The following is a 17,513-nucleotide window of genomic DNA, read 5'->3' as shown; positions in this document are numbered from 1 at the left end:
GAGAGGATGTCGGCGATGACACACGTCGAGGCGCCCCGGACGGCGGGGGTCGCGCCGGTCCGCCCGCCGCGGGCCAGGCTCGGTCTCGCGGTGCTGCTGCTGCCGGTGCTGCTGGTCTCGATGGATATCTCGGTGCTGTTCCTGGCCATGCCGAGGCTGACCCTCGACCTCGACCCCTCCGCCGCCCAACAGCTCTGGATACTCGACATCTACGGCTTCCTCATCGCGGGCCTGCTGATCACCATGGGCAATCTCGGCGACCGCGTCGGGCGGCGCAATATCCTGCTCGCGGGAGCCGCGGTCTTCGGCATCGCCTCGGTCGTTGCCGCCTTCGCGCCGAGCGCCGCGGTGCTCATCGCGGCGCGGGCCCTCATGGGCATCGGCGGCGCGACGCTGCTGCCGTCGAGTCTGTCGCTCATCTCGGGTCTGTTCCCGGACGCGCGCGAGCGGGCGGCCGCCATCGGCGTGTGGACGGCCTTCTTCGCGGGCGGTTCGGCCGTCGGCCCGATCATCGGCGGGCTGCTGCTGCACCATTTCTGGTGGGGCGCGGTATTCCTCATCAATATTCCGGTGCTGGTCATTCTGCTCGCGCTGGGTCCGTTCGTCCTGCCCGAACATCGCTCGGCGGTCCTGGGACCGCTCGATCTACCGAGTGCGGCGCTGTCGATCGGCGGCATCCTGCCGGTGGTGTACGCGGTGAAACACGCCGCGGCCGAGGGCGTCGACGCGGCGGGAATCGCGATTCTCGCGGTGGGTCTCGCGGTGCTGACCCTGTTCGTCCGGCGTCAGCGCCACCTGGCCGAACCGCTGTTGGACCTGCGGCTGTTCAAGCGCGCACAGTTCTCGGTCGCCATCGGGTCGAGTCTGGTCGGCATGATGTCGCTGGCCGCGTTGAGCTATCTGACCAGCGTGTACCTCCAGTCGGTCACCGGTCGTGAGCCGCTGGCGGCGGCGCTGCTCGGCATTCCGATGGCCCTCGCGGTGTTCGTCTGCTCGATGGGCGGCGCGCGGGTCGGCCACCGTATCGGCGTGCACGCCACCTTCGTGCTCGCGCTGATCGCCTCGGGCGTGGGCAATCTCCTGCTGCTCGGCCTCGGCGTGGACGGCGGTCCCGCCTGGTATCTCGCGGGTTCGACGATCGCGGGAATCGGCTACGGCCTGTCGTTCACCCTGGTCTCCGATGTCGCGGTGTCCTCGGTGCCGCCGGAGCGCGCGGGCTCGGCGGTAGGCATTTCCGAGACCAGCTTCGAGCTGGGCAACGCGCTGGGTCTGGCGCTGCTCGGCTCGCTGGCCGCGCTGGTGTTCCGCTCCGGCGGCGACTACGCGCCGACCCTCGGCGAGACCGTCGAGCGTTCCGGCGGCGACGCCGCGCTGGTGGACTCGGCACGGCAGTCCTTCGTCGAGGGCCTGCACGTCGCGACCTCGGTCGGTGCGGCGCTGCTGTTGGTCATGGCCGTGATCGCGCTGATGGCGAACCGTCGACCCGAACGCGCCGCCGCGCCGCGCGGGTCGTCCGGGCCGGTCTCATCGCCCGAACACCGAGCCGACGAGTTCGGAGGCCCAGCGGTTCATGGGCACGACGACACCGCGGTGGACCCAGCGGGCCGGCCGCGTGACCAGCGCGTTCCAGACGGTCCCCAGCGCCGATGACACCGGCCGCAACACCGTGCGGTAGACGTACACGCACGGTATGACCACGAGCACGGTGACGACGCGGGTCGCCATCCGCCAGCCGAAGCGCAGCGTGACCCGCGAGACCCGCAACAGCGGCGCGAGTACCCACCGCCACAGTGCGACGATCGGCCGCGCGACCAGCCATTCCAGCAGCAGTGCCACGACGCCGACGACGACGCGGGCCACGGGCCGAAGCACCCATCGCCACAGCTGGGTCGCCACCGGAACGAGCACATGCCGCCACAGCGTGAGCGCCGCGGGCACCAGCACGCGCCGCCACAGCCATTCCTCGATCGCGCGCCGCAGCGGTCGCAGCACGAAGTCGAGCAGGAAGGCGAGCACGGGGGTGAGGATCAGACCCCACAGCACCTGGTGCAGCAACCAGTCCCATACGAAATCCTTCAGCAGATGCCAGGCGGGCCGGATCACCCAGTGCCGTACCAGTGAACCCAGCGGCGTCAGCAGCCGTTCGAGAAGGAACACCAGCGCGGCGACCGTCGTGCGGCCGAGCAGCTTCAGCGCTTCCCACAGCAACCGGACCGGAACGAGAATCGCCACCGCGACCCCGCGCGCGATCCACTGACCCACCGAGGCGCGGTCGGCTGATTCCCCCTGATTCGACATCCGACCATCCTCACCCGGATCGGCGCCCCGCGCGAACGGGGTTCCACCTCGTCGGCATGCGTAGTACTACTCGGTCGCGAGTGCGGGCATAGGATCGGCGGATGCGAGACAGCGGTGCGACGAGCCGGGCGATCCTGTTGGCCCTGGCCGACTCGCGGCTGCCGATCGGCGGGCACGTGCATTCCGGTGGCATGGAGGAGGCCGTGTCCTCGGGGATCGTGCGCGATATCGCGACCGTCGAGGCGTATCTGAGCCGCCGTATCCGCACCTCCGCGTTGGTGGCGGCCTCGCTGGCGGCCGCGGTGTGCGGTGGCGGGCTCACGGTCGCCGCGGCGGAGGCCGAGGCCGACGCGCGCACTCTCGCACCCGCGGCGCGGGCAGCTTCGCGGGCGCAGGGGCGCGGGCTGCTGCGATTGGCCAAACAGGTGTGGCCGCGGGAGCCATGGCACGAACTCGGGCCGCGGCCGCATCTGTCGACGGTCTTCGGCGCGGTGGGAGCGGCCTGCGATTCGAGTTCGGTGGAGATCGCGGGTGTGGTCGTCTACACCACCCTGACCGGGGCGGCGACCGCGGCGCAGCGCCTGCTGGCCCTCGACCCGGCCGCCGTCGCCGCGTGCACCTTCCGCCTGACCGAGCTGTGCGACCGAACCGCGGCCGAGGCCGCGGTCGAACTCGCCGCGTTCTCCGATCCGCTCCAGGATGTTCTGGCCGAACGGCACCCGCATCGCGAGATGCCGCTGTTCGCGAGCTGACCGCGTTTACCGAGAGAAGGGAATTCGCCATGCCGCCGCATCTGATCGATGGCGCACCGCACGATCATTCGCACGACCGTCCCCGGCGCGAGCGCACACCGGGGGAGCCGTTGCGCATCGGCATCGGCGGTCCGGTCGGATCGGGCAAGACCGCGCTGGTGGCGGCGCTGTGCCGTCAGCTGCGCGAGGAACTGTCGCTGGCGGTGCTGACCAACGACATCTACACCACCGAGGACGCCGACTTCCTGCGGCGGCACGCGGTGCTGCCGGACGAGCGCATCGCCGCCGTGCAGACCGGCGGCTGCCCGCACACCGCGATCCGCGACGACATCACCGCCAATCTCGACGCCATCGACGATCTGATCGAGGCGAATCCGCCCCTCGATCTGATCCTGGTCGAATCCGGCGGCGACAATCTCACCGCGACCTTCTCCTCCGGTCTGATCGACGTGCAGATCTTCGTGATCGACGTGGCGGGCGGGGACAAGGTGCCGCGCAAGGGCGGACCGGGGGTGACGTTCTCGGATCTGCTGGTGGTGAACAAGACCGATCTGGCGCCGATGGTCGGCGCGGATCTCGGGGTGATGGAACGCGACGCCGCGGGGGTCCGCGAGGGCAGGCCGACGGTATTGATCTCGCTCACCGCCGATCCCGCGGCCACGCCGGTGCTCGCCTGGGTGCGTGAGCAGTTGCGCGCGGCCGAGAGCGCGGCGGATTCCGTCGTTGCGCACTGAGTTACGCGTCCTCGCGCGGGCGGGCGAACTGCCGCGGATCACGGCGACCGGCGGTCTCACGGCCCGTCACACCGCGCCCGACACGATCCATCTGATCGGCACCGCGGCCACCCCGCTCGGCGGGGACGACCTGGACATTCGCATCGTGGTCGGCCCCGGCGCCCGACTGGTGATCCGGTCGGTGGCCGCGACGCTCGCCCTGCCCGGTGCCGCGACCGTATCCTCGTGGGCGCGTTGGCGTTACGAGGTCGACACGGGTGCGTTGCTCGAGGTCGAACCGGAGCCGATGATCGTGGCGGGCGGTGCGCGCCATCATGCGCGCACCGAGGTGCTGCTGGCCGCGGACGCGCGAATTCGACTGCGGGAGCGGGTGCAGATCGGCCGGGTGGGGGAGGACGGCGGCGGCTGGGTCGGTGACCTGGTGGCCGATGTGGACGGTGTGGCGCTGGTGCGCCACCGGCTCGCGCTCGGCGTGGGGTGCGGTACCGACGATGTGCTCGCCGCCCCGCGCGCCCTCGACAGCGAACTGGTCTACCCGGACGACCGTCCGGCATCGGTCGACGGGCTGACCGCGGCGCGGCTGCCGTTGGCGGGCGGCGGCTCGCTGTTCACCGGCCTTGGCCGCACACTGCCGGTGGCCGACCGGCGCGACGCACCGGTCCTCCCGGTGGCGTCGCCGATTACCGTCCGCTGACCGCGAACACGCCGCTATCCGAGCGGCGCCGCATGGCGTCGCCGTGGTCGCGTCGGCGTGGCGGCAAGTTTTCCGGCGCGGCGCGTGGCCGGTCGAATTCGCGGTCGCCAGATTGCGAATGCACTTTCCCGTGGAGTGCTCTATGGTGCGCGAGACACGTACCGCGAAATTTGCGGGGCGAGAATTATCGAGCCAGCCTGAAATCGTGGATACCTGATGTGTCCTATTTCTTTGCGATAAAGGAGAATCTGGGTGATCCGCCTTTTCGCGGAATTGTGGTGGTGACCGATAAGCGCTGGACAGAGCCGTGCGTGGTATGGCGGCGTCCACCTTTCGGGGGCGACGCGCCCGGGTATGTGAAGTATTCGATCGGGGGTGGTCGGATCCGAAGTCGGCAGAACGGCGGTCGTCGGTTCCTCGGATGCGGACCGGTCGCGGCGGCGTCGCCATTCGGTTATCGAGGGAGGTATGGACGGGCGCGGGGTGGGGCGTCGTCGCGGATTTCATCGAGTTCCGTTGTGCCGTACCGATAATTTCCGCGGTGGTGCCGCCCGGGGTGTCCGTATCGTTGCTCGTCGGGCCCTCCGTCGAGGGCTTGCGGGCCATGCGCTGTCGTGCCGGCTCCCGGGTGCGGATTCGCGCGACGGCCGCGCGGCGCGGTCGGCGGCGGCTCGGTTCGGGCGGCCGTGCGCCGTCGGGCCGGATCGATGCGCACTTCATAGACCGAAAGGTATTGTTACCGGCTGGTATTCGAACCTGTGGTCGCATTCGGGGCCGAATGGAATTGAAACCGAAAGGTATTCTTGGCGCGATTGCTGGGAAAATGCCTCGAGCCCCGAGAATTCTCAGTTGATACCTTTACACGGCTCGTGAATCCTGTGTAGCGTCTCGAATCCTGAAACCCTTACAGGACAAGGGCGGGGCGTGGTGATCGGTATAGACGGCTGCCTGCAACGCATCATGGAGATTCCGGGTGCGCGCAGTGTGACGTTGGTCGACGGCGCGAGCGGTCTGGCGATCGCCGCGGCGGGCAGGCACGAGTTGGTGGACGAACACGAGGACGCCGCGGCGACCACGGACGTCATCCGCGCGGTGGTCGGCTGTCCGGCGCTGAGCACCGCGCGCGAGGGCGACGACATCACCGAACTGATCGTGTGCGGCACACTCGGCTATCACCTGCTCAACCCGGTCCCCGGCGATTTCGACGGCAGGCTGTTCGTGCATGTCGTCTTCGACGGCGACACCGGAAACCTGGCCATTGCGCGATTCCGGTTGCGCGGCATACTCGCCGACTTCGCCGAGGTCGGCAATGGGCGTTGACCTGGCCGTCGAACTGCGGCGGCTGGAACAGGAAGGGCGGACCGGGACGCTGTGCGCGGGCGACGGCGCGTTCCACCTCGCGGGCGGCGCCATCGCCTCGGTCGAATGCCGCCGCACCGCGGGACTGGACCGGCTCGTCGTCGAAGCGGGCGGCGATCCCGCCAGCCTGCTCGGCCACCCACGCCTGGAGGCGCTGGCCCTGTTGTCGGTCTTCGACGCGGGCTACTTCCTGCTCGCCTCCGGTGCTCGCGCCGAACCCGAATTCCGCCCGGCGCCACCGCATTGGCTGGCTCCGGTCTGCCGCGTGCCGCCGCGCGACCTGGTCCGCGAATGCGCGCGCCGCGGCGACCCGGAATCCGGGCCGTGGCCCGCGGATCTGGTCGACCGGGCCCCGGTGGTGCCCGTGCGCGGACTGCCGCGACGCCCATTGCCCGGGGGCCAGGCCGAGGTGCTGGCCGCCGCCGACTCCGAACGCACCGTGGCGGGTATCGCGCGCGACCTCGGCCGTACCACCTACGGCTGTCTGGTCGCGGTACGGGACCTCACCGCGGCGGGCCTGATCGCCGAGCCGGTCGCGGGCCCCGCCCCGCTGCCCCGGCGGCGGACCCGGACCGCGGAAGTCGTGCCCGACCGCTGGGAGCCGGTCGACCGGGGGACGCTCGTCCGCGTCCTGGCGGCCTTGGAGGAGCTTGCGTGACCGCGCGGAGAAAACTGCTCGGCGAATTGATGGGAAGGTTGACCAAGGTGGCGGTGTCTGTACCCGATCCGAACGAAGTGGTGCTGGCCGAACTGAAGGCATTGCGAGATCGGTTGCCGCAGTTGACCGGTGCGCTCGTGGCATCGAGCGACGGACTGCTCATCGCCCACGATCTGCCCTCCCACATCGAGCCCAACGGTATGGCCGCGCTGTCGGCCTCGCAGTTGGCGCTGTCCTACCGGCTGGCGACGACCGCGCACGGCGGTGGATTCCACGAGGTCGTCGTGCGCGGCACCGAAGGGCACGTGGTCGTGTACGCGGCGGGCTGGACCTCGCTGACGGTGCTGGCCGGGCCCGAGGCGAACGTGGGCAGGCTCCACCTGGAGTCGCGGCCGGTGGCGCGCAGTATCGCCGATCATCTGTCGGCGACCGCCGACGGACGAGACCAGACATCGAACACCGATGGATAAGAAGGGAATCGACATGTCCAATATGGATCTGTCATTGAAGAACATGATGGTGATCGACGGCGCGCTCGGTGCGGCCGTCGTCGACTACAACAGCGGTATGGCGCTCGGCACCCTCGGTAGCTCCAAGGCCCTCGACCTCCAGGTCGCGAGCGCGGGCAACACCGAGGTCGTGCGCGCGAAGATGCGCACCATCGAGCAGCTCGGGCTCAACGAGGACATCGAGGACATGCTGATCACGCTGTCCGGGCAATACCACATCATCCGGCCGATGACCGGCCGCAAATCCAAGGGCCTGTTCCTCTACCTGGCGCTGGACCGCAACCGCGCCAACCTCGCCTTGGCCCGCCACCGGCTCAAGGGCATCGAGGAAGAACTCGAGGTCTGACCGGTTCGTTCGCACAGGGCGGTGGGAGCGGGGCGAGACGGCCCCCGCGTGCGACGGTGCGGGGGTACGTTCCCGTTCAGCCCGCGCGGCGCTCGGCGGCGGCCTTCTCCGCGGCGGTGCGGCCGTTCTCGGCCGGTGGCGCGCCAAGCGCGGCCGCGAGTTCGTCGGCCTCATCCTGATCGGCTTGCACCGCCTCAACCGCGAGACGGGCGAAGACCCACTGTTCGGTGGCCGCCATCTGCCCGCGGCTGCGGCCGAGGAAGGTCACGAACCACTGGATCACGGTGATGATCCGGCTGCGGTAGCCGACCAGATAGTACAGGTGCAGCGCAAGCCAGGCCAGCCACGCGACGAACCCGCCGAACTCCAGCTTGCCGACCTGGCACACGGCGCTGAAGCGCGACACCGTGGCCATACTGCCCTTGTTGAAGTAGGCGAAGGGCTTACGGTCCTGCGGCGCTTGGCCTTTCAGGCCCGCCTTGATCTGCTTGGCCGCGTACGTTGCGCCCTGGATGGCGCCCTGTGCCTGTCCGGGCACACCCGGCACCGACATCAGATCGCCGACGACGAAGACGTTCGGGTGCCCCTTGATGGTCAGATCCGGTTCAACGATGACCCGGCCGGCGCGATCGGTCTCGGTGCCGTCGGAGCGTTCGGCGAGCATCTTTCCCAGCGGACTCGCCTGCACGCCCGCCGACCACACCTTGCACGAGGATTCGATGCGGCGGACGGTGCCGTCGGCGTCCTTGACCGTGACCCCGTGTGCGTCGATATCGGTGACCATGGCGTTGAGCTGGATCTCCACGCCCATCTTCTCCAGCCGCCGCTGGGCCTTGCCGCCGAGTTTCGGGCCCATCGGGCCGAGGACCGCGCCCGCGCCCTCGATGAGGATCACCCGCGCGTCACGCGGGTCGATGTTGTGGAAAGTGCCCTCGAGGGTGCGATCGGACAGTTCGGCGATCTGCCCGGCCAGCTCGACGCCGGTGGGGCCCGCGCCGATGACCACGAAGGTCAGCAGCCTGTCGCGCATCTCCTGGGTGGTCGCGAGCTCGGCGCCCTCGAAGGCGCCGAGGATACGCGCGCGCAGCTCCAGTGCGTCATCGATGGTCTTCATGCCCGGGGCGTAGGTGGCGAAACGGTCGTTGCCGAAATAGGACTGTTGCGCGCCGGTCGCGACGATGAGGCTGTCGAATTCGGTGACGGTGTTCTGGTTGAGCAGTCGCGAGGTGACGGTCTTCGACTCGAGATCGATATCGATGACCTCGCCGAGCAGGACCTTGGCGTTATTCTGCTTGCGCAGCACCAGCCTGGTGGCGGGGGCGATCTCGCCGACCGAGAGGATGCCGGTTGCGACCTGGTAGAGCAGCGGCTGGAACAGGTGGGTGGAGGTCTTGGAGATGAGGGTGACGTCGACATCGGCGCGCTTGAGGTGCTTGGTGCCGAACAAGCCACCGAAGCCCGAACCGATCACCACAACGCGGTGGCGATGGGTTTCGACATCCTGAGTGCTCATCGTCGTGCTCCTCGACTGGCCCGGGGTCTGCCCCGGCGAAAGGGTTCCATGACCCGACCAACGGTAGTCGGCGCACCGGAGGCCGTCGCGGCGAACTCCCGGTTCGTGATCTTCGGCGGCGCGCCACGACGCCGACCCGGGCCGGGCGCGTGGGAGCCGCGCGCCCGGGTTACCGGCCCGTCAGCGGCGGCGATCAGCGTCCGGCGAGCAGCATCTGCGCGACCTTGGTGTCGGTCTCGGCGCCTTCGGTGTATCCGCCTTCGGAGCCGAGCGAACTCATGATGGCCAAGGTGTAGCGCTCACCGGGGCCCGCGAAGCCGACCGAGTTGACGACCCAGCCGCCCTCCTCGGCCGACCAGCCGTTCTTCAGGCCGGGCCGCATGCTCGCACCGGCGCCCCACACGCCCCAGTGCTGGTTGAAATCCACCGCGCGCATGCGGTCGAGCAGGTAGTTGCGATCGTCGGGATGCATGCGGGTGAGCACGAAGTCCATGAGCCGGTCCAGGTCGGCGGCGGTGCACTTCTGGAAAGACCAGTCCGGGAACAGCGCCGTCGAGGTGGGCTGGGGGACCAGCGAGGACATGCCGTTGGCGCGGAAGGCGTTGTTGTAGGCCATCCGGTCGAGTCCGGCGTACTTGTTCCACAGCACGTCGGCGGCTTGATCGTTCGAGGTGGCGAGCATGGATTCCATGAGGCCGCGGTCGTCGGGGCCGAGGGTGATCGCGCCGACACGGGCACGGTTCAGCAGGTCGACGGCGATGGCGAGCTTGATGGTGGACGCGGTCCACACGGACTGTTCGGCGTTCTCGTTGGCGTAGATCCCGCCGCTGACCCGGTCGCGCAGCACGTAGCCGGTGCTGCCGGGACGGCCGCGCAGATAGTTGTCGACCGATTCGATGCGCTGGCTCATATCGCAGTCGAAGCCCGCCAGGCAGCCGCGCACCGGCACGACCGGCGCGGCGGACGCTCCGGGTAATCCGCCCGCGGGCAGAAAGGCGGGCGCGCTCGACAGCATGATCGCGGCGGTGGCGAGGACACAAGCTGATGTGGCCACGCGGGAAGGTGTCCGGGTGTCGGCCGAGGGGTAACGCACGAGGGTCCACAATGGCACATCGAGGCGGCGAGCGCTAGCGATGCACCACAGCGGATTTCGTCACCGGAAGGCCGCGTACAGCTCCTCGACGGCGCGCCCGTTGAGCCGGTAGCAGTGCGCGAACGCCTCCGCGTGCCGCTCGCGCGGCCAGGTGTGCACGACGACGCCGCGACCGTAGAACCCGGAGTTGATCAACTCCCAGCGCTCGCCGACCCGGCGAACCGTGAATCCGTCTTTGGGGACGAGGGGAATCACCGACGCATCCATGAACGCGAAACCAGCCTTTCGATCCTGCTCTCCGTTCCTCCCCGGGGCAGCACTGTCGCATACGGGCCGGGCGCGCCCGCCGCGACACGGCCGCGCGTGCGGTCGAGCTGTGGTTCATTTCACTTTTCGGCGGAGGGTGGGTCGGTTGCGACGCGGTCGCCGGCGTATAAACGACCAATGCCGCTGCACATCCACCGGGCCGAGCACGCGGGCGCCCTGGCGGACGCGCTGGCGGACCTGCTGGCGATCGCGCTGCCCGATCCCTTCGCCGCCGAGGTGGTCGCGGTACCTGCCAAGGGTGTGGAACGTTGGCTCGTGCAACGGCTTTCGCGCGCGCTCGGCGTCGGACCCACCGACCGGTCCGTATCTGTCGGCTCCGTTTCTGTCGGCGGCTCCGTTTCTGTCGGCGGCTCCGTTTCTGTCGGCGGCTCCGTTTCTGTCGGCGGCGACGGCGTGACGGCCAATATCGCCTTCCCCACCCCCTCGGCGCTGGTCGCCTCCGCGCTGGCGGCGGCCTGCGGCGTCGCGCCCGAGGACGACCCGTGGACGCGCGAACGGATGGTATGGGCGGCGCTGCGGGTGATCGACGCCGCGGTGGGGCAGCCGTGGGCGGCGGTGCTGACCCGGCACCTTGGCGCGGCCGAGTCTGTCGACGCCGAACACCGCGTCGGCCGCCGTTACGCCACCGCCGCGCATCTGTGCGACCTGTTCGACGGCTACGCCTCGCAGCGGCCCGCCCTGCTCAACGGCTGGGCCGCGGGCGCGGACACCGACGGCGCCGGTGCCGCGCTGCCCGAGGACCTGCGCTGGCAACCGGAACTGTGGCGGCGGCTGCGCGCCGAGATCGGGGTGCCGAGCCCGGCCGAACGGCTGGCCCCGGGATGTGCGGCACTGCGTGAGAACCCCGCCATTCTCGCTCTGCCGCAACGGATCTCGCTGTTCGGTGTAACACGGTTGCCCGTCGACCATCTCGAGGCCCTCGTCGCGATCGGCGCGGCACGCGATGTGCATCTGTGGCTGGCGCACCCGAGTCCGGCCATGTGGTCGGCGTTGTCGGGAGCGCCGCTCGTGCGTCGCCGCGCCGATGACGGCTCCGCCGCCCTGGTGCGCCACCCGCTGCTGGCCGGGCTCGCCCGCGAGGCGCGGGAACTGCAACAGCGCGTGGCGAGCGCGGCGGCGACCGACGAACGTGCGGAATCCGGGCCGCCCGTCTCGAGCCTGCTCGGCGCGGTACAAGCCGATATCAGGGACGACCGGTGGCCGCCCGGCTGCGGCGCGGTCGCCGACGGCAGTCTGCGCGTCCACGCCTGCCACGGACCTGCCCGCCAGGTCGAGGTGCTGCGCGAGGCGCTGCTCGGCCTCTTCGCCGCCGACGCCACCCTGCAACCGCGCGACGTGCTGATCATGTGCCCCGAGGTCGAGGTGTACGCGCCGCTGATCATGGCCGCCTTCGGCGCGCGCACGGCCGGGGCGGGCGAAACAGGCGATGACGGCGCGCATCCGGCGCAGGGGCTGCGGGTCCGCCTCGCCGATCGCGGCCGGGCGGTGACCAATCCGCTGCTGTCGGTGATCGCGGTATTGCTGGAACTGGCCGACGGCCGCGTCACGGTGACGCAGGTCCTGGATCTGGCCGCGGCCGAAACCGTGCGCAGGCGCTGCGGATTCGACGACGACGCGATCGAGCGCCTGCGCGAGTGGGCCGCGGAATCGGGTGCGCGCTGGGGGATCGGGCAGCGCCAACGGCAGTTGTTCGGTCTGAGCGATTTCGGTCAGAACACCCTCAACGGCGCGGTGGACCGGATCTTGCTCGGCGTCACGGCCGACGACACCGCCGAGGACTGGCTGGATCTGGCGCTGCCGCTCGACGACGTCGACAGCAACGACGTCGACCTCGCGGGTCGCTTCGCCGAATTCATCGATCGGCTCGCGGTCTGCCTGCGCGACCTGCGCGGCCCCCGGCCCGCGCACGAATGGGCCGCGGTGCTGGGGCGTGCGCTCGACCTGCTCACCGACGTGCCCGACAGTCAGGCGTGGCTGCGCACGGAGGCCAGGCGCGAACTCGCCGCGGCCACCGATCACGCGGGCGATACGCCGCTGCGGCTGGCCGATGTCGGGGTGCTGCTGGCCGGACGGTTGGCCGCGGCGCCCGCCCGAGCGAACTTCCGCACCGGTGAGCTGACGGTGTGCGCGCTCACGCCCATGCGGTCGGTGCCGCATCGCGTCGTGGTGCTGCTCGGTCTGGACGACGAGGTGTTCCCGCGCGGGGGCGGCACCGACGGTGACGACGCGCTCGCCCGCGACCCCCTCGTCGGCGAACGCGATCCGCGCGCCGAGGATCGGCAGTTGCTGCTGGACTCGCTGCTGGCGGCGCGGGAGACGCTGCTGTTGCTGCACACCGGGGCCGATCCGGTGTCGGGGGTGCAGCGCCCGCCCGCGATTCCGGTGGCCGAATTGCTGGACGTGGTGCGCGGATACGTCGGCGAGGACCTGTCCGGCGTGCTCGTTCGCCATCCGTTGCAGAGCTTCGACCGCGCGAACTTCCACCCCGAACGGCCCTTCAGCTTCGACACCGTCGCGCTCGCGGGCGCGGTGGCCGCGGCCGCGCCCGCCCGGCCGCAGCCCGCCTTCCTGCCGGAACCGTTGTCATCGCCGGGATCCGGCGATGTGGCGCTGGCGGATCTGCTGTCGTTCGTCGAACATCCGGTACGGGCCTTCCTGTGGCAACGGCTCGGACTGCGCGTCCCCGAACACGAGCAGGACATCGCCGACCGGATTCCCATCGAATTGGACGGCCTCGCCAAATGGGAACTGGGCGAACGCATGTTGGCCGCCCGGCTGACCGGCGCCGACGCGGCGGCGCTGCGCGCGGCGGAATGGCGGCGCGGCACGCTGCCGCCGTTCGGACTCGGCGCGGCGGTGCTCGACGAGATCGAGCACACCGTCGACACCCTCGTGCGGGCGTGCGCGGGCCACTACGAGGCCCAGCCGCGCGCGGTGGATATCGCCATCGATCTCGGCAACGGCCGCAGACTGACCGGAACCGTGCCCGAGGTGCGCGGTGAGATGCTGGTGCGCGCCACGTATTCGCGCCTCGCGCCCAAACACCGCCTCACCGCGTGGGTCTCGGTGCTGGCGCTGGCCGCTACCGAGGATCGCGGCTGGCAGGCGGTCACCACCGGCCGCGGCCAGTTCCGGCGACCGGTGTGGCGGTCGGAGATCACCGCGCCCGCCGCGCCCGAGGCCGTCACGATCCTGCGCGAACTGGTGCGGCTGCGCGACCTCGGGCTCACCGAACCGCTGCCTGTCTCGCCGACGGCCACCGCCGCATACGCCGAGCGCCGATTCCGGGGTGGCAGCGCCGAGGAGGCGTTCGCGGCCGCGGAGCGCGAATTCGACGGCGGCCCCAACGGTCCCGGCAAATACGGTGACCACACCGACCGCCACCTGCGGTATGTCTGGGGCGCAGCACCGCGGCTCGACGACCTCACCGCCGCCCCCGCCCCGGCGGGCGAGGCGGGGGAGCGGACGCGTTTCGGGGCGTTCGCGCGCAGGCTGTGGGCCCCGCTGCTGGCGGTCGAGACGCAAGGGCAGCCGTGACCGATCACCGCACCGCCCGCGTGTGCTCCCCGGATTCGCGGCCGCCGCGCAGTAGGCTGTGCGCTGCGGTGCGCCCGGGGGCGCGGGACGGTGGAAGTCGGGGTCCGACATGACGATTCAGGACACGGAACTCGCCTCGCCCGCACTCGGCGCCGCCGAGCCGTTCGATCCGCTCGGACCACTGCCAAGCGGCACCACCGTGCTCGAGGCCAGCGCGGGCACCGGCAAGACCCACGCGATCGTCGGTCTCGCGGTCCGCTACGTGGCCGAGACCGGCATCGACATCTCCGAACTGCTGCTGGTGACCTTCAGCCGCGCCGCGACCCAGGAATTGCGCGAACGCGCCAGGGACCGCTTCGTCGCGGTGGCCGCCGCACTGGCCGACCCGCGAGCGGCGCGCACCGACCGCGACGCTCTGGTGCGGCATCTGGCCCGCGACGGAGACGAGCGGACCCGACGGCGGCGCGAGCGGCTGCTGACGGCACTGTCGGATTTCGACGCGGGCACCATCGTCACCACCCACAGCTTCTGTCAGCGCATGCTCGACGAACTCGGTCTGGCCGGTGAACACGACCCCGCCGCGCGCCTGGTCGAATCCGTGGACGATCTGGTGCGCACCGTCGCCGACGACCTCTACCTGCACCGCTACGCCCGCAGTGGACCACCCTTCGACCTGAAGCAGGCGCACGCGCTCGCGCTGGCCGCGGTCGCCGACCCGCACGCCGCACTCGCCCCGACCGGCGACGTCGGCGCGGTGGCGGCGGAACGGGTCGCCTTCGCGGCGGCGGTGCGCGCGGAGACCGCGCGGCGCAAACGCCTGGCCGGACTGCGTGATTTCGATGATCTGCTGGTGCTGCTGCACGATGTGCTCGCCGACCCGGTGCACGGCGCGGCGGCGTGCGCGCGGATCGGACGGCGCTACCGGGTCGCGCTCGTGGACGAATTCCAGGACACCGACCCGCTGCAATGGGACATTCTGCGCCGCGCCTTCCACGGCCGCGCCACCACGGTTCTGGTCGGCGACCCGAAACAGGCCATCTACGCCTTCCGCGGCGCGGAGGTGCTCAGCTATCTCGACGCGGTCGCGCACGCCGACGGTCGCCGCGAACTCACCGACAACTGGCGCAGTGACGCGGGTCTGCTCGCCGCGCTCGACCACCTGCACGGCGGCGCGGCCCTCGGCCACCCCGGGATCGTCGTGCATCCGGTGACCGCGACCCGGCCGTGGAGCAGGCTGTCCGGCCCAGGGGAACTGGCGGCCCCGCTGCGCCTGCGCTGTCTGCCGCGCACCGGCGCCGGACCGCTCAACAAGTCCGGGTTCCCCACGGTGGGACGGCTGCGCGCCAAGGTCGCCGACGATCTGGCCGCCGACCTGGTGCGTCTACTGGAATCCGGTACGCGCCTGCACCTCTCGGGCGACGGCGAGACCGAGAGCAGGCCGGTCGGCCCCGGAGACATCGCCGTGCTGGTGCGTCGCCGATCACAGATCGAGGTCGTGCGCGCGGCACTGGATCGCGCGGGCATCGCCTCGGTGCCCGCGGGCGGCACGAGCGTCTTCGAGACCGAGAGCGCCACCGACTGGTTGTGGGTGCTGCGCGCACTGGAACAGCCGCATCGGTCCGACCGGGTGCGGCTGGCGGCCCGCACGCCCGTCCTCGGCGTGACCGCGGCCGAGATCGACAGCGGCGGAGCCGATCTGGTCGGGCGCGTCAGCGCGCAGTTGCGCGAGGCCGCGCGGTTGTTCGCGCGCGCGGGCTTCGCCGCGGTCTTCGAAAAGCTCTCGGCCGAGGCCGATCTCGCCGGGCGGCTGCTGCGGGTCGAGAACGGCGAACGCAGGCTCACCGATGTGCGCCATATCGCCCAGTTGCTGGATCAGGTCGCGCTGGCGGAGGGTTTCGGCCTGACCGCGCTGACCCGGTGGCTGGCCGACCGCATCCGTGAACCCGCCTCCGGCGGTGTCGCCGACCGCGCCCGCCGCCTCGACCGCGACGCCGCGGCCGTGCAGATCGCGACCGTGCACGCGAGCAAGGGCCTCGAATTCCCGATCGTCTACCTGCCTTTCGCGTGGGACAACGCCAAACCCGATCCCGGCATCCTGCTCTTCCACGCCGACGACGGCACGCGGATGCTCGATGTCGGTGGCCAGGACGCCCCCGGCTTCGCCGAACGTCGACTGCGCGCGGAGAACGAGGAGGCCGGTGAGGAACTGCGGCTGCTCTACGTCGCGCTGACCCGGGCGAGATCGCAGGTGGTGGCGTGGTGGGCGCCCGCGTTCACCACCTCGACCGCGCCGCTGCACCGCCTGATCTTCGGCCGACCCGACGGCGGGTCGCGGGTTCCGGTCCGCGCCGCCGTGCCCGCCGACGCCGTCGCCTACGCGACGCTCACGACCTGGGCGTCGGTGGTTCCGCGCGCTGTGTCGGTGACCGCCGTCGACGCGCCCGACTCGGTCGAGGTGCGGCGCGCGCGCACCTCGACCGAGCCGGGGGATCTCGCCGCCGCGCGATTCGATCGGGTGGTGGATCATCTGTGGCGGCGCACGTCCTACTCCGCGCTGACCGCCGGTGCGCACGACCTCGCCGCCGACGAGCAGGACGGGCCCGGTACCGGTGACGAGCCCGCCGAGGTCGCGGTCTGGGAGCCGGAGACCTTCGCGGGCGCCCCGTCACTGATGAACGCACTGCCCTACGGCGCGGAATTCGGCACCCTCGTGCACGGCGTACTCGAACGCGTCGACCGCGACGCCGCCGACCTCGCCGCCGAGGTGCGGCAGCGCTGCCGGGAGGCGGTGGCCGAGACCATGGGCGAGATCGACGTCGACCGGTTGGCGCTCGCCCTGCTCGCCGTGCTGCGCACACCGCTCGGCTTCGGCTGCCTCGCCGACATCGCCGCCCGCGACCAGCTCAACGAACTGGAATTCGAGCTGCCGCTGGCGGGCGGCGACACGCCGACCGCGGGCGCGGCCACCCTGCGCCGGATCGCGGACCTGCTGCGCGCCCACCTGCCCGCCGACGATCCCTTCCGCGGCTACGCCGATCAGGTCGCCGCACTCGGTGACACCCCGCTGCGCGGCTACCTCACCGGCAGTATCGACGCGGTTCTGCGGCTGTCCGTGGCCGCCGACACGCCACGTTTCGTCATCGTCGACTACAAGACCAATCGGCTCGGCACCGGTGACCTCACCGTCGAGCACTACACCCGTGATCGCATGGTCGCGGAGATGACCCGCTCGCACTATCCCTTGCAGGCGCTGCTGTATTCGGTCGCCCTGCACCGCTATCTGCGCTGGCGGCTGCCCGGCTATCGACCCGGCCGCCATCTGGGCGGCTGCGCGTACCTGTTCGTGCGCGGCATGATCGGCCCGGACACACCGCCGGATCGCGGCGTGCTCACCTGGCGGCCGCCGCACACGCTGATCGAGGCGGTTTCGGATCTGCTCGCCGGGGCGGTGCCGTGACCTCGATCCAGATCGCGCAGCGCGGAACCGGGCTGCTGCGGACGTTCAACGAGGCCGGTGTGCTGTCGGCGGCCGATGTGCACGTCGCACTGCGTCTGGGCAGGCTCGGACGCGAATCCGACGAATCCGTGCTGTTCGCGGCCGCGCTCGCGGTGCGCGCGGTGCGGTCGGGCTCGGTGTGCCTCGAGGTCGACCGCATGCGCGATATCGGTGTGGACGCCGACGAATACGGTCCG

The 17,513-nt window shown here is 70.9% G+C and carries 13 protein-coding genes and 1 pseudogene; 11 read left to right on the top strand and 3 right to left on the bottom strand.

What is annotated here, in order from left to right; translation table 11 throughout:
• The first annotated feature begins 15 nt into the window (after positions 1 to 15).
• The 8 genes from APZ21_RS09535 to APZ21_RS09495 all read left to right on the top strand — a co-directional run bounded on the left by APZ21_RS09535 (position 16) and on the right by APZ21_RS09495 (position 7,350).
• On the top strand, positions 16 to 1,650 hold the full coding sequence (locus tag APZ21_RS09535; RefSeq protein WP_082392966.1) for an MFS transporter: 1,635 nt from the start codon (positions 16 to 18) through the stop codon (positions 1,648 to 1,650).
• A 749-nt stretch (positions 1,651 to 2,399) separates the two neighbouring features.
• Complete coding sequence (locus tag APZ21_RS09525; RefSeq protein ID WP_054812895.1) at positions 2,400 to 3,050, top strand: urease accessory protein UreF; 651 nt, start codon at positions 2,400 to 2,402, stop codon at positions 3,048 to 3,050.
• Between the two features lie 29 nt (positions 3,051 to 3,079).
• Positions 3,080 to 3,784, top strand: a complete 705-nt coding sequence (gene ureG / locus APZ21_RS09520; protein ID WP_054812894.1) for an urease accessory protein UreG — start codon at positions 3,080 to 3,082, stop codon at positions 3,782 to 3,784.
• Positions 3,774 to 4,478: an urease accessory protein UreD gene (locus APZ21_RS09515; protein WP_063125107.1), complete on the top strand. Its 705-nt coding sequence runs from the start codon at positions 3,774 to 3,776 to the stop codon at positions 4,476 to 4,478. The genes ureG and APZ21_RS09515 overlap by 11 nt, the downstream gene beginning before the upstream one ends.
• Before the next feature lie 924 nt (positions 4,479 to 5,402).
• Positions 5,403 to 5,798 (top strand): hypothetical protein, encoded by a 396-nt coding sequence (locus tag APZ21_RS09510; RefSeq protein ID WP_239476561.1) that lies wholly within the window; start codon positions 5,403 to 5,405, stop codon positions 5,796 to 5,798.
• On the top strand, positions 5,788 to 6,495 hold the full coding sequence (locus APZ21_RS09505) for a hypothetical protein (protein WP_054812893.1): 708 nt from the start codon (positions 5,788 to 5,790) through the stop codon (positions 6,493 to 6,495). The genes APZ21_RS09510 and APZ21_RS09505 overlap by 11 nt, the downstream gene beginning before the upstream one ends.
• Positions 6,492 to 6,965 (top strand): roadblock/LC7 domain-containing protein, encoded by a 474-nt coding sequence (locus APZ21_RS09500; protein ID WP_239476560.1) that lies wholly within the window; start codon positions 6,492 to 6,494, stop codon positions 6,963 to 6,965. The genes APZ21_RS09505 and APZ21_RS09500 overlap by 4 nt, the downstream gene beginning before the upstream one ends.
• A gap of 13 nt (positions 6,966 to 6,978) precedes the next feature.
• A complete protein-coding gene (locus APZ21_RS09495) occupies positions 6,979 to 7,350 on the top strand; it encodes a hypothetical protein (RefSeq protein ID WP_054812936.1) in 372 nt (123 codons plus the stop codon).
• Between the two features lie 76 nt (positions 7,351 to 7,426).
• Here APZ21_RS09495 and APZ21_RS09490 read toward each other — a convergent pair whose 3' ends face one another.
• The 3 genes from APZ21_RS09490 to APZ21_RS09480 all read right to left on the bottom strand — a co-directional run bounded on the left by APZ21_RS09490 (position 7,427) and on the right by APZ21_RS09480 (position 10,211).
• Complete coding sequence (locus APZ21_RS09490) at positions 7,427 to 8,863, bottom strand: NAD(P)/FAD-dependent oxidoreductase (RefSeq protein WP_054812892.1); 1,437 nt, start codon at positions 8,861 to 8,863, stop codon at positions 7,427 to 7,429.
• 193 nt (positions 8,864 to 9,056) lie between these two features.
• Positions 9,057 to 9,917 carry a serine hydrolase gene (locus APZ21_RS09485; RefSeq protein WP_239476559.1) on the bottom strand — a complete coding sequence of 287 codons (861 nt, stop codon included), beginning with the start codon at positions 9,915 to 9,917 and terminating at the stop codon, positions 9,057 to 9,059.
• Positions 9,918 to 10,016: 99 nt separating this feature from the next.
• Positions 10,017 to 10,211 carry a hypothetical protein gene (locus APZ21_RS09480; protein ID WP_239476558.1) on the bottom strand — a complete coding sequence of 65 codons (195 nt, stop codon included), beginning with the start codon at positions 10,209 to 10,211 and terminating at the stop codon, positions 10,017 to 10,019.
• A 189-nt stretch (positions 10,212 to 10,400) separates the two neighbouring features.
• Here APZ21_RS09480 and recC point away from each other — a divergent pair, with 189 nt between their 5' ends.
• The 3 genes and pseudogenes from recC to APZ21_RS09465 all read left to right on the top strand — a co-directional run.
• Entirely contained in the window at positions 10,401 to 13,820 is a 3,420-nt protein-coding gene (gene recC, locus APZ21_RS09475) for an exodeoxyribonuclease V subunit gamma (RefSeq protein WP_054812890.1), read from the top strand.
• A gap of 109 nt (positions 13,821 to 13,929) precedes the next feature.
• On the top strand, positions 13,930 to 17,277 hold the full coding sequence (locus APZ21_RS09470; RefSeq protein WP_054812889.1) for a UvrD-helicase domain-containing protein: 3,348 nt from the start codon (positions 13,930 to 13,932) through the stop codon (positions 17,275 to 17,277).
• Positions 17,274 to 17,513, top strand: a pseudogene (locus tag APZ21_RS09465) (exodeoxyribonuclease V subunit alpha); the annotation flags it as partial. The gene APZ21_RS09470 and the pseudogene APZ21_RS09465, both read left to right, overlap by 4 nt.

Source organism: Nocardia arizonensis (assembly GCF_001310275.1).
Lineage (GTDB): Bacteria > Actinomycetota > Actinomycetes > Mycobacteriales > Mycobacteriaceae > Nocardia > Nocardia arizonensis.
This window is presented reverse-complemented; position numbering and strand designations above follow the sequence as displayed.